Annotated in this window: 11 protein-coding genes; 6 read left to right on the top strand and 5 right to left on the bottom strand. The window is 66.4% G+C overall.

Annotated elements, in window-relative coordinates; all coding sequences use genetic code 11:
* Positions 1 to 140 precede the first annotated feature (140 nt).
* Positions 141 to 2,006, bottom strand: coding sequence for an ABC transporter ATP-binding protein (locus ACFQ4G_RS01360; protein ID WP_238206848.1), 1,866 nt, complete (start codon positions 2,004 to 2,006; stop codon positions 141 to 143).
* A 200-nt stretch (positions 2,007 to 2,206) separates the two neighbouring features.
* Between ACFQ4G_RS01360 and ACFQ4G_RS01355 the strand changes: the two genes are divergently transcribed.
* Together ACFQ4G_RS01355 and ACFQ4G_RS01350 are read left to right on the top strand one after the other, a co-directional pair.
* On the top strand, positions 2,207 to 2,839 hold the full coding sequence (locus tag ACFQ4G_RS01355) for a ComEA family DNA-binding protein (protein ID WP_379039531.1): 633 nt from the start codon (positions 2,207 to 2,209) through the stop codon (positions 2,837 to 2,839).
* A gap of 272 nt (positions 2,840 to 3,111) precedes the next feature.
* Positions 3,112 to 3,327, top strand: coding sequence for a hypothetical protein (locus tag ACFQ4G_RS01350; RefSeq protein WP_238206850.1), 216 nt, complete (start codon positions 3,112 to 3,114; stop codon positions 3,325 to 3,327).
* Positions 3,328 to 3,341: 14 nt separating this feature from the next.
* Here ACFQ4G_RS01350 and ACFQ4G_RS01345 read toward each other — a convergent pair whose 3' ends face one another.
* Positions 3,342 to 3,788, bottom strand: a complete 447-nt coding sequence (locus ACFQ4G_RS01345) for a hypothetical protein (protein WP_238206851.1) — start codon at positions 3,786 to 3,788, stop codon at positions 3,342 to 3,344.
* A 127-nt stretch (positions 3,789 to 3,915) separates the two neighbouring features.
* On the opposite strand from ACFQ4G_RS01345, the gene pepN reads away from it, so the two are divergent.
* From pepN to ACFQ4G_RS01330, 3 genes are all read left to right on the top strand, one after another.
* Positions 3,916 to 6,558: an aminopeptidase N gene (gene pepN / locus ACFQ4G_RS01340; RefSeq protein ID WP_238206853.1), complete on the top strand. Its 2,643-nt coding sequence runs from the start codon at positions 3,916 to 3,918 to the stop codon at positions 6,556 to 6,558.
* Between the two features lie 192 nt (positions 6,559 to 6,750).
* Positions 6,751 to 9,159: a PAS domain-containing sensor histidine kinase gene (locus ACFQ4G_RS01335; RefSeq protein ID WP_238207052.1), complete on the top strand. Its 2,409-nt coding sequence runs from the start codon at positions 6,751 to 6,753 to the stop codon at positions 9,157 to 9,159.
* A gap of 55 nt (positions 9,160 to 9,214) precedes the next feature.
* Entirely contained in the window at positions 9,215 to 9,655 is a 441-nt protein-coding gene (locus ACFQ4G_RS01330) for a hypothetical protein (protein ID WP_238206855.1), read from the top strand.
* Positions 9,656 to 9,692: 37 nt separating this feature from the next.
* Here the strand turns inward: ACFQ4G_RS01330 and fae are convergent, their stop codons facing one another.
* Positions 9,693 to 10,232, bottom strand: a complete 540-nt coding sequence (gene fae, locus ACFQ4G_RS01325; RefSeq protein ID WP_238206857.1) for a formaldehyde-activating enzyme — start codon at positions 10,230 to 10,232, stop codon at positions 9,693 to 9,695.
* A gap of 294 nt (positions 10,233 to 10,526) precedes the next feature.
* Between fae and ACFQ4G_RS01320 the strand changes: the two genes are divergently transcribed.
* On the top strand, positions 10,527 to 10,745 hold the full coding sequence (locus ACFQ4G_RS01320; protein WP_238206858.1) for a hypothetical protein: 219 nt from the start codon (positions 10,527 to 10,529) through the stop codon (positions 10,743 to 10,745).
* 4 nt (positions 10,746 to 10,749) lie between these two features.
* Here ACFQ4G_RS01320 and ACFQ4G_RS01315 read toward each other — a convergent pair whose 3' ends face one another.
* Both ACFQ4G_RS01315 and metH read right to left on the bottom strand, forming a co-directional pair.
* Positions 10,750 to 11,181 (bottom strand): hypothetical protein, encoded by a 432-nt coding sequence (locus ACFQ4G_RS01315; protein WP_238206859.1) that lies wholly within the window; start codon positions 11,179 to 11,181, stop codon positions 10,750 to 10,752.
* Positions 11,182 to 11,294: 113 nt separating this feature from the next.
* On the bottom strand, positions 11,295 to 15,047 hold the full coding sequence (gene metH / locus ACFQ4G_RS01310; protein ID WP_238206860.1) for a methionine synthase: 3,753 nt from the start codon (positions 15,045 to 15,047) through the stop codon (positions 11,295 to 11,297).
* Positions 15,048 to 15,202 lie beyond the last annotated feature (155 nt).

Here is a 15,202-nt window from a genome sequence, read left to right as displayed (position 1 = left end):
GCATCCTTGGGAGGGCGAGCCGAACGGCCCGAGAATCTGGATGGTGTGATGATGGTTCTGACGCCGAGATGCAACGGCTCGGGGGGCTCCATATCGGCGCCCCCCGGTTGCGTTGTCCGCAGAGCATGGTGGCCCACGTCTCAGCGATAGCCGGCAGCCTGCAGCTCGAACAGCTCGGCGTAGCGACCTCCGCGACCCTGCAGCTCCGCATGCGTCCCGGACTCGACGACCCTGCCGCTTTCGAGGACGAGGATGCGGTCGGCCATGCGCACGGTGGAGAAGCGGTGCGAGATCAGGACGCAGCTGCGTCCTCGGCTGAGATCGCGGAAGCGCTGGAACACCTCGAACTCGGCCCGCGCGTCGAGAGCGGCGGTGGGCTCGTCGAGGATGAGGATCTCGGCCTCCCGCATATAGGCCCGGCTCAGCGCGATCTTCTGCCACTCGCCGCCGGAGAGGTCGACGCCCTCGGCGAAGCGCTTGCCGAGCGGCTGGTCGTAGCCCAGAGGCAACCGCCCGATTACGCCGTCGGCGAGGCCGCGCCCGGCAGCACGGGTGATACGGTGGGAATCGTCACGCTCGTCGATGCGCCCGACGGCGACGTTCTCGGAGGCGGTGAAATCGAAGCGCACGAAATCCTGGAAGATCACGCCGATCCGGGCGCGCAGGTCGTCGAGGTCGTAGTCGGAGAGCGGACGTCCATCGAGCAGCACACGGCCTTCCGTCGGGTCGTAGAGCCGGGTCAGCAGCTTGACGATGGTGGTCTTGCCGGCCCCGTTCTCTCCCACCAGGGCCAGCACCTCACCGGCGGCGAGGTGGAAGCTCAAGGACCGCACCGCCCAGATCTCGGTGCCGGGATAGCGGAACCCGACATCCTCGAAGACGATGCCGTGAGTGATGGGCTGCGGAAACGGGATGGGGCGGTCCGGCGAACGGATAAGCGGCACCACGTCGAAAAACGAGAACAGGTCTTCGAGATACTGCGCCTGCGACGAGATCTGCGAGAACCCCAGCAGCAGGCCCTCGATCAGGCCGCGCAGACGCTGGAACGAGCCGGCGAGGAAGGCGAGGTCGCCGATGGAGAAGGCGCCGGCCACCGTGCGCCAGACGATGGTGGCGTAGGCCGCGTAATAGGCGAGCGTACCGAGCGCTGCGAAGGCGCCGCCCCAGCCGGCGCGGCGGATGGCCAGGGCGCGGCTGTCTGCGAGCAGCTTTGTGGCAAGGGCCCGATAGCGATCGGCGATATAGGTATTGAGGCCGAAGAGCTTGATCTCCTTGGCGGATTCCACGCTGGCGCCGAGATAGCGCAGGTAGTCGATCTGGCGCCGCTCGGGCGTGCGGGTCCAGGCGAGGCGATAGCCCTGGCGGTTGAAATAGAGCTCGTTGAGGAAGGCCGGGACGAGGGAGCCGGCGAGCAGCACGATCAACCACGGGGCGTAGGCCGCGAGACCGATGCCGAATGAGACGAGCGTGATCAGATCCTGTGCCTGTCCAAAGAGCTGGAACAGCAGGTTGGAGCGCCCGGTCACCTGGCGGCGGGCGCGCTCCAGCCGGTCCTGCTGGGCACTGTCCTCGAATTGCGCGAGATCGAGGGCGGCTGCGTGGCGCATCAGCCGAAGGGTCGCGGCGTTGCCGTAGAGGTCCGCCACCAACCCGTCGACGAGGGTGCTGAACCGCCCCAGGAGGTCGGACAGGATGGCGAGGCCGAGTTCCAGGGCGACGAGGCCGGCGAGACGGCGCAGGGCGGGGTCGGCGAGCCAAGCGTCGAGGCCGGTTCCGGCCGGATGCGGCCGTGCATGTTCGGCGACGATGGCGTCGAGGATGAGCTTGCCGACATAGAGCATCAGCACCGGCAGGCTCGCTCGCACGAGGCGCAGGGTGAGGCTGGTCACCAGCAGGCGCGGGCTGGCGGCATGAACGAGGCGGAACAGCGCCAGCAGGTAGCGCAGCGCCCCCACGCGTTCTGCGACGAACCGGTTCAGTAAAGGGAACGGAGAAGCAAAGGACATCGCGACGGACCATGCAGGGGCCGGCACCCGACGTCGATGCGTCTTACCAGCCCCTTCCGGTGCGTCGGACGCGTTCTCACGCAGGTGCCTGAGGACATCCGGTTCGACCGCAAGACTTTGCTTTGTTTCCCATGTTACCGTTCCGACCGCATGGTGTGCGTGAGGCGGGTTGGATGCTCAGCGGTTCGACTCTTCTGCGAGTGGTCGTTCTCTTTGTCGTAGCGGCGGGGTTGGCGGGTCTGGTCCAGGCTTTCTGGCCCCAGGGCGGTGACGATCCGGTCTCCGTGCCGCAGGTGCAGAGAACCGAGCCTGCCAGACCCGATCCATCGCGGCCGGTTTCGCCGAAACCCGAGCGGCGCGCCGAGCCGGCGGTCCCGGCCGAGCAACCCGCCCCTGCGCAACCGGCACCTCAACCGCAGCAGGCACCCGTGCCGCAACCCATCCAGGCGCCGTCGCCGATCCGGTCTCCGTCGCGGCCGGCGACTCCGCCGACGTCGCCCGAGGGACAGGCGACTGCCGCGACAAGCCCGGTTCCCGCCCCCTCCGGTGGTCCCGCGGCGCCGCTGGCGCAGACTCCTCCCCTGCGGACGTCCCAGACAGAGACCCAGCAAGCGGTGGAGGATGCGGCCGACAGCGCCGGACCGCCGGCGGTCTCCGTAGTGGATCTCAACACCGGATCGCTCGCCGAGCTCAACGGCCTCAAGGGTGGCGGCATGATCGGGCGCGCCATCATTCAGCGCCGCCCCTACACGTCCGTCGACCAACTCCTGTCGAAACGCGTCCTCAGCCGGTCGACCTACGACCGGATCAAGAACCAGGTGACGGTGCGTTGAGGGCATCCTGTCAGCTTCGCGCTGGCATAGGAGGCCGTCGCTTCGTAAGGTCGCCCCGAGGAACGGCGGAAGGTGAAAGCCATGCAATCGGGCACGGGAGACGTCATGCGCTTCGGCTCCTTAGAACCGGACGCAACGGGGCTTCCATCGTCGCCGGAGCCGGATTTCCCCGAGAGATGCCTGTCCCGACAGCCTCGTTCGCCGCTAGCGGCAGGGCGCGTTCCCATGCTCCGACACCGCCAATGCCCCGAGAACGATTGAAAGGATCCGATATGTTGACGCAACCCAGCAACATCACCCTGCGCGACGACCTCGGGGTGACGGAGACCTCGGAGACCGACAACGTGGTGCGGTGGGACGGTGAACGGCTCTACGTCGAGCACGACATCTACCATAACGGCCAGCTCGTTCATAAGAAGTACCGCAAGAACGTCACCGAGGCCGTGGCCAGGGCGCTCCAGGCCCTCGTCAATCGTTCGAAGCAGTAGCCGGGCGGAGCCGTTCAGGCGCCGCCGCACATATGCTGGGAGTCCGGCATCGACCAGACATCTCCCGAACGCAGGTTGGTGGTGGTGTAGACCCGTCCGCGATCGTCGCCCTTGGGGCAGTCCTTCGGCACGGAGATCAGGCACACCATCACCGAGTCCCCGACCTTGGAACGCTCGAGCGCGGCGACGCGGGAATAGGAAATCTGATAGCCGCCATTGGCGTAGGACACCGCCGTGCCCGTGGCGGGGTCGGATTTGCCGGCACCCGTGATGCTCCCCCCGAAGCGGTCGCCGATCTCGGTGATGGTCGTCCGGGCGCATGTTCCGACGATCGTCGGAACCTGAGATGCTTTGGGAGCCGGCGTGGGTTTGGCCAATGCGGCGCCACCGTTCTGCGCCGAGGCACAAACGGCCCATATCTGGGCGACGCAAACGCCCATCGCCATGGTGCCTCGCTTCATCCGCTCTCCTCGTCCCCTGTCGCCCGGTCCCATCCCCTGATGAGGGACATGGCCTCGGATCGGCACCTCTTCTACGACGTTCGAAACGATAGAATATCGTCCGCCGCAAGGGAAACCCGGACCCGCCATGCGCACCGAAACCCCGATCCTGATCCATCTCGAAGACTACCGGCCGAGCGACTACCTCATCGACACGGTAGATATCGATGTACGGCTCCATCCCCGCGAGACGCGGATCATCTCGACTTTGGCCCTGCGCCCGAACCCGGCGGGACGCCCGCACGCTCCGCTGGTGCTCGATGGCGACGAGCTCGCGTTGCTGGGGCTTACCCTCGACGGCAGCCCCCTCGATTCGGCAGCCTATTCCGCCACGCCCGCGGCTCTGACCGTGCACGAGCCGCCACGACGGCCCTTCGCCTTGAGGATCGAGACCCGGATCGACCCGACCGCCAATACCAAGCTCATGGGATTGTACCGGTCGAGCGGCGTCTATTGCACCCAATGCGAGGCCGACGGCTTCCGCTGGATCACGTATTTCCTCGACCGGCCCGACGTGATGTCGGTCTACACGACCCGGATCGAGGCCGAGGAGGACGAGGCGCCGATCCTCCTCGGCAACGGCAACCCGAAGGAATCCGGCCCTGCAGGCCCCGGTCGCCATTATGCCGTCTGGCACGACCCGCATCCGAAGCCGGCCTACCTCTTCGCCCTGGTCGGCGGTCGCCTCGACCGGGTGTCGCGCGAGGTCACCACCATGGACGGCCGCGCCGTCTCGATCGCCGTCTACGTGGAGCCGGGCAAGGCCGACCGCGCAGACTATGCCCTGGAGGCCATCGCCCGCTCGATGAGATGGGACGAGACGGCGTTCGGGCGTGCCTACGACCTCGACGTGTTCAACGTCGTGGCAGTGTCCGATTTCAACATGGGCGCGATGGAGAACAAGGGCCTCAACATCTTCAACGACAAGTACGTCCTCGCCTCGCCGGACACCGCGACCGATGCGGATTACGCGGCCATCGAGAGGATCATCGCCCACGAATATTTCCATAACTGGTCGGGCAACCGCGTCACCTGCCGCGACTGGTTCCAGCTCTGCCTGAAGGAGGGTCTCACGGTCTTCCGCGACCAGGAATTCTCCTCCGACATGCGCTCGCGCGCCGTCCATCGCATCGGCGAGGTCAGGACGCTGCGCGCCCGCCAATTCCCCGAGGATGCCGGGCCGCTGGCCCATCCGGTACGCCCCAGGGCCTATGCCGAGATCAACAACTTCTACACCGCCACCGTCTACGAGAAGGGCGCCGAGATCGTGCGGATGTTGCGCACCCTGATCGGTGCCGCGGCCTTTCGCGCGGGCATGGACCGCTACTTCGCCGACAATGACGGGCGAGCGGCCACGGTTGAAGATTTCCTCGCCGCCTTCGCCACCGAGACCGGCCGCGATCTCTCGGGCTTCGCGCGGTGGTACGAGCGGCCGGGCACGCCGGTGGTCACAATCGAAGGGCATCACGACGCCTCGGCGAGGACATACCGCCTGAGGTTCCGCCAGCGCCTGCCGGGCGCGGAGGACAGCCCGCCACTCGTCATACCGATCGCCCTCGGCCTCGTCGGCGGACGCGGTCCCATCGCTGCCGCCTGCGAGCGTGTCGTCGGGGGCGTCTTCGTCCTTGATCGCCCGGCGGACGAGATCGTGTTCACCGACGTCGACGAGCGGCCGGTCCCATCGCTGTTCCGGGAGTTCTCGGCCCCCGTCCGGGTCGAGATGGTCTTGAGCGATACGGAGCGCCTGACGCTGCTCGCCCACGACAACGATTCCTTCAACCGCTGGCAGGCCGCCCAGAGCATCGCCATGCGCCTCATCGTGCAGCGGACGAAAGCGGACGCCCCGCTGGCGGAGGATGCGGGCTCGGATGCACAGGCCTTCGTCGAGGCCCTGTCCACCTTCCTCGATGCCGAAGCCCTGAGCGATCCGGCCTTCGCCGCCCTGGTCCTCGGATTGCCGAGCGAAGGCGACGTGGCCAACGAGATCGGCGTGGATATCGATCCAGACGCGATCCACCGTGCCAGACGCACCTTGCGACGCCATATCGGACGAGGCCTCCGGAAACGCCTGGAAGCGCTTCACGCCGCTCTGGCCGACCAGGCGGAGGCGGCATTCAGCTCCGATGCGGCTTCCGCCGGTCGTCGGGCCCTGCAAAACGCTACCCTCGACCTGATCAAGGCGGCCGATGAAGAGCGGGGGACCGAACTCGCTGTCGCCCAGTTCACCGATGCCACCAACATGACCGACCGTCTCGCTGCCCTCTCGGCTCTGGCCACGATACCGGGCGAGGCACGAGAGGCGGCCCTCCAGGCCTTCGCCAGCCGATACGCCGACGAACCTCTGGTCCTGGACAAGTGGTTCGGCATCCAGGCGCTGATCCCGGAGAACGACACGATCGCGCGCATCCGCGAACTTCAGGACCATCCGGCCTTCGCGATGACCAATCCGAACCGGGTTCGCGCCCTCATCGGAACGTTCAGTACGGCGAACCCGACCCAGTTCGCCCGGTCCGATGGCGCAGGGTTCAAGCTGGTCGCGGACGCGATCCGGACCATCGACGGGACGAATCCTCAGCTCGCCGCGCGCCTTTTGACGGCTTTCGGATCGTGGCGAATGCTGGAATTCGAACGTCGTAGCCAAGCTACGGCCACGCTTGGCGAAATCGCCGCCACGCCGGGGCTTTCGCGCGATGTGGCGGACATCCTGACCCGGACTCTCGCGCAGGGCTAAACCATTAATAAACAACATAAAATTGAATCGGTCGATTCTCTGGATTCGATTGCCACACTCGGCCGAGAGTCAAGGATCTGTCCAAGAATTCCGTGGACAAGTTGGCTGTGGAAATGCTGAACTGAATACGATTCGGAGCGTGACTCACCAACACGTATCCGAGCGACTCACCGGCAGTTGCGGGGTCTTGTCATGCTGGAGGCGGATTCCGCTTCCCTCTCCGCGCGCGCGGATACGATCCTCGGTATTCACCGCCCTCAGACTGCGGCCCATGCCCGCTTCGTCCGTGCCGAGATCTGGCTGCGCTACGCGGTACCCGCTTTCCTCGCGACGTTCCTCGTCTGCCTGGCGGCTGGAGCGGCGCTCCAGTTGCGCGGCGAACGCAGCGAGATCCTGCGCGAGACGGTCACCGAGATCGAGACCTTCACCCGGCTGGTCACAGCTGCCTTGTCGGATGTGGAAGCGACCTCTTCCGCGATCCGCTCACGCCTGGAGACGCTCCTTCCGGTCACGTTGATGCCGGCCGGACGGCAGATCCTGGTGACGTCGGCATCCGAAGAGATTCTGGGCGCCCATCCGGCCATGACGGATCCGCGCGGAACGCTGACGGACCGGATCGGGGAGATGCAAGCACTCAGCACGCTGGGAGAGCGCGCCGGCGTGATGGCCCTCACCCTCGCCAATGGCGAGCAGGCCTTCGCGGCCCTGCGGACACTTCCCAACGGCCGGGGCCAGGTGGCGGTCATCCAGCCCATCGCCCCCGTTCTCGACGCCTGGACCACGCGGATGCGGAACCAGGCGGTTCTCTACGCCTCGGCCGCCCTCGTCATCGTCGGGATCGGGGTTGCCTACGCCCTCCAGACCCGGCGCGCCTACGCGGTGGACAGGCTGTGCGAGCAGATCAAGCAGCGGCTCGACACCGCCCTCGGCCGCGGGCGCTGCGGATTGTGGGACTGGGACATCCCGCGTGGACGGATCTACTGGTCGGATTCGATGTACGCGCTGCTCGGCTATCGCCGCGAGCGAGAATTCCTGTCCTTCGGCGACGTCAACGCCCTGGTCCACCCGGACGACGGCGACCTCTATGCCCTGGCCCGCCAATTGGCCGCGAGCCAGTCCACCGTCGATCATGAGTTCCGCATGCGCGGCGCCAACGGCGCTTGGATCTGGCTGCGCACCCGCGCCGAGATTGTCCCCGATCAGGTCGATGGCGGGCGCCATCTCGTGGGCATCGCCCTCGACGTCACCGAGCAGCGGCAGCTCGCCGAGTCCAATGCCACCGCCGACATGCGCCTGCGCGATGCGGTGGAGGCGATCTCGGAAGCCTTCGTGCTGTGGGACACGAGCAACCGCCTCGTCCTGTGCAATTCGAAGTTCCGCCACCTCCACGCCCTGAGCCCGGACGATGCGACGCCGGGCAAGCGCTACCACGAGATCATGGGCCGCGGCGTCCTCCCCCCGGTACGCCGGGAGCTACGCGAGATCGAGGCCTCGTCGGCGACGGCCCGCACCTTCGAGGCGGAGCTCACGGACGGCCGCTGGCTCCAGATCAGCGAGCGGCGGACGAAGGACGGCGGCTACGTCTCCGTCGGTACCGACATCACCAACCTCAAGCGGCAGCAGGAGCAGCTCGTCGCATCCGAGCGCGAGCTGATCGAGACGGTCAAGGATCTCAAGCGCTCGCGCCGGACCCTGGAATTGCAGACCCAGCAGCTCGCGGACCTCGCCGAGCGCTATCTCGACCAGAAGGCCCAGGCGGAGACGGCCAACCAGGCGAAATCGGAGTTCCTCGCCACGATGAGCCACGAGCTGCGGACGCCGCTCAACGCCATCATGGGCTTCGCCGAGTTGATGGAAACGGGGGTCTACGGCTCCCTCGGCTCGCCGCGCTACACCGAGTATTGTCGCGACATCCGCTCGAGCGGCGACTATCTGCTCTCGGTCATCGACGACATCCTCGACATGTCGCGCATCGAATCGCACCGGGTTCGTCTGGCTCTCCGGGAAGTCCCCCTCGACGGCGCTATCCAGAACGCCCTGAAGCTTGTCACCGAGCCGGCCCGGGCGAAATCGCTCACCATCGACGTCGATACCGTCGCCGGTCTGACCCTGCTGGTCGACGCGCGCGCGCTGCACCAGATCCTGGTCAACCTGCTGCAGAATGCGGTGAAGTTCACGCCCGGCGGAGACGGCCGTATCGTCGTGAAGGCGCGCCCGTCCGGGGATCGGATCCATATCTTCATCGAGGATACGGGCATCGGCATTCCAAAGGCGGCCCTGCGCCGCCTCGGATCGCCGTTCCAGCAGGTGGAGACCAATCTCACCCGGACGCATAAGGGCTCCGGTCTCGGCCTCGCCATCGCACGCTCCATGGCGCAGCTCCATGGCGGGTCGCTCCGCATCCGTTCGGAGGAAGGCCTCGGCACCATCATCCTCGTGCGCCTGCCGATGCCGACTGCGGAACGGCGGCGGGAAATCGTCACCGAAGGCTCGGACGAGACCGTGGATTCCTTGCGTGAAGCGTCGGGCGCGCGTCCCCGCGGCGGGGCCGGATCGTCAGGCGAGATGCCGCTGAAGGCTTTGACACAGGTGCCGGCCTGACGCATCGCTCCCTGGACAGGCCGCCGCGCGAGCGGAAACGGCGCAGGGTCGAGCGATGTTTCGAATTCTTCTGGTGGCTCTCATCCTCTCCGCACCGACGGCCGTCCAAGCCGACGAGTGCGACGCGCTGGCGGTGCGGATCGCGGGGCAGATCGGTGCCAAGGTCGGCCGGCGGCAGGGGCCGAGTATCGACCTCAAGATTCCCAACAGCACGAAGATCGACCTGACCTGCCGGGCCGAACCGATCGTCCAGGCGGCATCGGGCGATCCGACACCCTTGGCCGTCTACTTCCAGGATCTGGCGATCGCCGGTGGAGCCGCGATCGGAGAATCGCCCGGTGCCGTCCAGAGCGCCATCGGCAAGGCCTACGAGACCTCGCTCCGGGAGCGCCGCAAATCCTTCATCCAGCAGAACGGATGGTCGGCGAGTTGCTACACCGATCCATCCGGCTCCATCCGTACCCTCTGCTCGGTGGGCCGCATCCCGCCGGGGTGACAGGAGCGACAGGAACTCGCCCCGGTCGACTGCCGACTCAATACTCGATGATGTCCTCGAGAGCGTAGTGCTTCACCGTCTTGCGGTTGGCGATGAGCTCGTCGATCGTCGGCTCGCCCTTGATGGCACGGGCGATGGCGAGCTTCGTCGCCTCGTAATTGGTGCGGTAGAGGTCCTTCTGGTCGAGGTTGGCATCCTCGGCGCAGCGCGGGTCGAGCCAAATCATGATGATCATGCACAGCTCGTCGAGCCCGTCCTTCGGCAGGATGCCCTCGATCACGCAATCGACGATCGCGTCGCCGGTGGCGGCCTGAACCACGCCGCCGAGCAGGTTCACGTACTCGACCGTATGGATCGTCGCCTTGGTGGTCATCATGGTGGAGGGACGCACGAGCTGGTTCAGGTCCCGGACCACGAACATGCGGGTATGGCCCTGGACCTGCCCCATCATGCCGGCGAAGGCCTGGCCCACCGGGCCTCGGGTGGAACCGATCAGCACTTCCGGCATCGCGTCGGTATACTGGCCATCGGCGGCGAGCACGGTCGCCTCGCCGGTGCGGAACCAGATCTCGGACATGTCGGCGTTTCCTTGTCTTGACAACATTTGGTCTTGGCAACGGCCGGCGCTCCGGCCGCTACGCGGGCGGAGAAACACCGTTCCGCCGCCGGCCGTCAATCTCCCGGGCCGAGAGATGTGGCCGGCTTGCGCTTCCGCTCTGGCCTCGCAGGCCGCAATCGGTCATTCAAGGCACGGTTTTGAAAAGCACGGCTGCGCAGGCGTGCGATCTTGCACGCCTGCAGCATCGGCCTCCGTCGGGAAGTGACGTTCACTTTGTCCGCCGATGCCTCACGCCGCACGGGAGATGGGCCGATGAGCGGGCAGCAGGAACGGGACTGGAGTCTCGCCGTCGCCGCATTGCCTGATGGTGTGCGGCTCGAACTCGGCCTTGCGGACCTGTCCGGAGCGCCCTTCACCGCCATCCTCGCCCTCGACCGGAGCGAGGCGCGCGACCTCGCCCGCGCCCTGCTCGCGGCATCGGGAGATGCGGCGGAACGGACCTTCCCGCGCCCCTCTGCCGACGGCGGCTGACGCGTCAGCGCGAGGGAAGTCTCGGCACCTTCAGGCCACGCGCTTCAGGGGTGGGATTGCAGACATAGGAGAATTCCGTCTGCAGGTCGGTGAAGACGGATTCCCCGGTGATCTTGCAATTCTCCCGCGCGGTCTCGTCGAGGAATGTGCGGGCCGCCTCGCGCAGCCGCTTGGCGCGCGTTGCCGCGGGTCCGCCCTGTCCGTCGTAGCGCTCGTCGATACCGCAGCCGGTGATCTCCCGAAGACCGTCGGAGACGACGAGCATCTTGTTCACGCGCCGCTGATCATAGACGGAATAGGGATCGTTGCAGCCGATGGTCACGATCTGGACGCCCACCGCGGCGTAGTTCTTCGACAGATAGGAAAAGCCGGTACAGCCGGACACTCCGAGGGCGAGGATGGCGGCGACGGCCAGGATTCCGGTGTTCCGGTTCAACGTGGTCGCGCTCCGCTAGCCCACTCGATCAGGGTGGGTGCATTGAAGCGCGGGCGGTCCGACGGTCAAGGCTCCGCCGGACACACCCATGCTCCATTCCACCGAATGGCGTCTTATTCGGCAGCCGCCGCGAGATAGCGGGCGGGGTCGTAGTTGAGGATCGGCCCGAGCCAGCGCTCGACGTCGCGCAGGTCCATGCCCTTGCGGAGAGCGTAATCCTCGACCTGATCGCGCTCCACCTTGGCGACGCCGAAATAATGCGCCTCCGGATGGGCGATGTAGAGACCCGAGACGGACGAGCCCGGCCACATGGCGTAGCTCTCGGTGAGCTTCACCCCGATGCGCGGCTCGGCCTTGAGGAGATCGAACAGCGTGACCTTCTCGGTATGGTCGGGCTGGGACGGGTAGCCCGGAGCAGGACGGATGCCGGCATATTCTTCGCGCACGAGATCTTCCGGTGCGAACACCTCGTCGGCGGCATACCCCCAGAACTCGCGGCGGACCCGCTCGTGCATGCGTTCGGCGAGCGCCTCGGCGATGCGGTCGGCGAGCGCCTTGACCAGGATCGAGCGGTAATCGTCGTTGGCCCGCTCGAAGCGCTCGGCGATGCGCACCTCCTCGAGCCCCGCCGTCACGACGAAGCCGCCGACGTAGTCGCCGATGCCGGACCCTTCGGGCGCAACGAAGTCGGAGAGGCAGGTATTGGCCCGCCCGTCCCGCTTCGACAGCTGCTGGCGCAGGCCGTGGAAGGTGGCGAGCTTCTCGGAGCGGCTGTCGCCGGTATAGAGCGCGATGTCGTCGCCCACCGCGTTCGCCGGCCAGAAGCCGATGATCGCCTTCGGGTTGAACCAGCGCTCCTCGACGATCTGCTTCAGCATACCTTGCGCGTCGTCGAACAGGGCTTTCGCCGCCGGACCCTGATTGGGGTCCTCGAAGATCGCCGGATAGCGGCCCTTGAACTCGTAGGTCTGCAGGAACGGCGTCCAGTCGATATAGGGGACGAGATCGGCGACCTCGTAGGAGGCGAAGACCCGCGCTCCCGTGAAGGTCGGCTTCTTCGGCGCGTAGCCGGACCAGTCGATCCGGAACGGGTTGGCGCGGGCTTTCGCCAGCGGCAGGCGCTGCTTGTCGAGTTCCGAGCGCGCATGCGCGTCGGCGACCTTCCTGTACTCGGCCCGCACCTTCTCGATGGTCGTGTCCCGCGTCTCCTTCGAGAGAAGGCTCGACACCACGCCGACGGCCCGGCTCGCATCGGTGACGTAGACGGTCTGGCCCCGGTTGTAGGACGGGTGGATCTTCACCGCGGTGTGGACGCGGCTCGTCGTGGCACCGCCGATGAGGAGCGGCACGTCGAACCCCTCGCGCTCCATCTCGGCGGCCACATGCACCATCTCGTCGAGGGAGGGCGTGATCAGGCCGGACAGGCCGATGATGTCGACGTTCTCCTTGCGCGCGACGTCGAGGATCTTGGCCGCGGGCACCATCACGCCGAGATCGATGATCTCGTAATTGTTGCAGGCCAGCACGACGCCGACGATGTTCTTGCCGATGTCGTGGACGTCGCCCTTCACCGTCGCCATCAGGATCTTCCCGGCGGCCTGACGCTTGCCGTCGCCGCCATTGGCGAGCTTCTCCGCCTCCATGAAGGGTTCGAGATAGGCCACCGCCTGCTTCATCACGCGGGCGGATTTCACCACCTGCGGCAGGAACATCTTTCCGGAGCCGAACAGGTCACCGACCACGTTCATGCCGGCCATCAGCGGGCCTTCGATGACGTGAAGGGGGCGCGCGGATTCGAGCCGCGCCTCCTCGGTGTCGACGACCACGTATTCGGTGATGCCGTTGACGAGGGCGTGCTCCAGACGCTTGGCGACGGGGGCCTCGCGCCAGCTGAGATCGGCGGTCTTGGCCTGGACGCCACCGCCGGACTTGAAGCGCGCAGCCGCGTCGAGCAGCCGGTCCGTGGCGTCGTCGCGCCGGTTCAGGACGACGTCCTCGCACAGCTCGCGCAACTCGGCCGGAAGCTCGTCATAGATCGCGAGCTGGCCCGCATTCACGATGCCCATATCCATGCCGACCTGGATCGCGTGGTACAGGAACACCGCGTGCATCGCCTCGCGCACCGGCTCGTTGCCGCGGAAGGCGAAGCTCAAGTTCGAGATGCCGCCCGAGATATGGGCGTGGGGCAGGGTCTCGCGGATGATCCGCGTCGCCTCGATGAAAGCGACACCGTAGCCGTTATGCTCCTCGATGCCGGTGGCGACGGCAAAGACGTTGGGGTCGAAGATGATGTCCTCCGGCGGGAAGCCGACCTCTTCGGTCAGCACCTCGTAGGCCTTGGAGCAGATCTCGACCTTGCGCTCCAGCGTGTCGGCCTGCCCCTGCTCGTCGAAGGCCATCACCACCACCGCCGCGCCGTAGGAGCGGCACACCTTGGCGTCCGCGATGAACTTCTCGATGCCCTCCTTCATGGAGATCGAGTTCACGATGGCCTTGCCCTGGACGCATTTGAGCCCGGCCTCGATGACGTGGAATTTCGAGGAATCGATCATCACCGGCACGCGGGCGATGTCCGGCTCGGCGGCGACGAGGTTGAGGAACTCCACCATCGCCTTCTCGGAATCGAGCAGGCCCTCGTCCATGTTGACGTCGATGATGCTGGCGCCGGCAGCGACCTGATCGCGTGCCACGTCGAGCGCCGCCGCGTAGTCGCCGGCGGTGACGAGCTTGCGGAATTTCGCCGAGCCCGTGACGTTGGTGCGCTCGCCGACATTCACGAAGGGGATCTCCTTCGTGAGCGTGAACGGCTCCAGGCCCGACAGGCGCATCAGCCGGGGCACGTCCGGGATTGCGCGGGGCTTCACACCCTCGACCGCCTGCGCGATGGCGCGGATATGGTCCGGCGTGGTGCCGCAGCAGCCGCCGACCATGTTGACGAGGCCGGAAGTGGCGAACTCGCCCACCAGCTTGCCCATCGCCTCCGGGCTCTCGTCGTAGAGGCCGAATTCGTTGGGAAGACCGGCATTCGGATAGGCGCAGACCAGGGTATCGGCGATGCGCGAGAGTTCGGAGATATGCCCGCGCATCTCCTTGGCGCCGAGCGCACAGTTGAGGCCGATGGTGAGCGGAGAGGAATGGCGCAGGGCATTCCAGAACGCTTCGGGGGTCTGGCCCGACAGGGTACGTCCCGACAGATCTGTAATGGTGCCGGAGATCATGATCGGCAGGGTGGTGCCGGTCTCCTCGAACACCGCCCAGGCCGCGGCCACAGCCGCCTTGGCGTTGAGCGTGTCGAAGATGGTCTCGATGAGGATGAGCTCGGCGCCGCCTTCGATCAGGCCTCGGACCTGCTCCTCGTAGGCGGTCTTGACCTGATCGAAGGTCACGGCCCGGTAGCCGGGATTGTTCACGTCAGGGGAGATGGACAGGGTTCGGTTCGTCGGGCCGATGGCGCCGGCAACGAAGCGGCGGCGACCATCCTGCTCCTCGGCGAGTTTTGCCGCCTCGCGGGCGAGGTGCGCGCCTTGCGCGTTCAGCTCGTGAACGATGGATTCCATGCCGTAATCGGCCTGGGCGATGGTGGTGCCGGAGAAGGTGTTGGTCTCGCAGACATCGGCGCCGGCCAGGAAATAGTCGAGGTGGATCTGCCGGATCGCGTCGGGCTGCGTCAGGATCAGCAGGTCGTTGTTGCCCTTCTGGTCATGGGAATGATCGGGGAAGCGCGATCCACGAAAATCCGCTTCGCCGTAACCGAGGCGCTGGATCACCGTGCCCATCGCCCCGTCGAGGACGAGGATTTTTTCCGCAGCCCGCTGGCGCAGGGCGGCTTCGATCTCTTTACCGTCGACGGGGCGTAGGTCGGTCATGTCGTATCCTTGGAGACGCGAAGTCCCACCAATCCACCTCATCCTGAGGTGCCGGAGCGTAGCGGAGGCCTCGAAGGAGGTCTCCAAGTCTCGTTGCGCGATCTGGAGCCCTCCTTCGAGGCCCGCATGCGCGGGCGCCTCAGGATGAGGTCCAA

Origin of the sequence: Methylobacterium marchantiae, from assembly GCF_042679825.1 — a bacterium.
GTDB classification, from domain to species: Bacteria; Pseudomonadota; Alphaproteobacteria; order Rhizobiales; family Beijerinckiaceae; genus Methylobacterium; species Methylobacterium marchantiae.
This window is presented reverse-complemented; position numbering and strand designations above follow the sequence as displayed.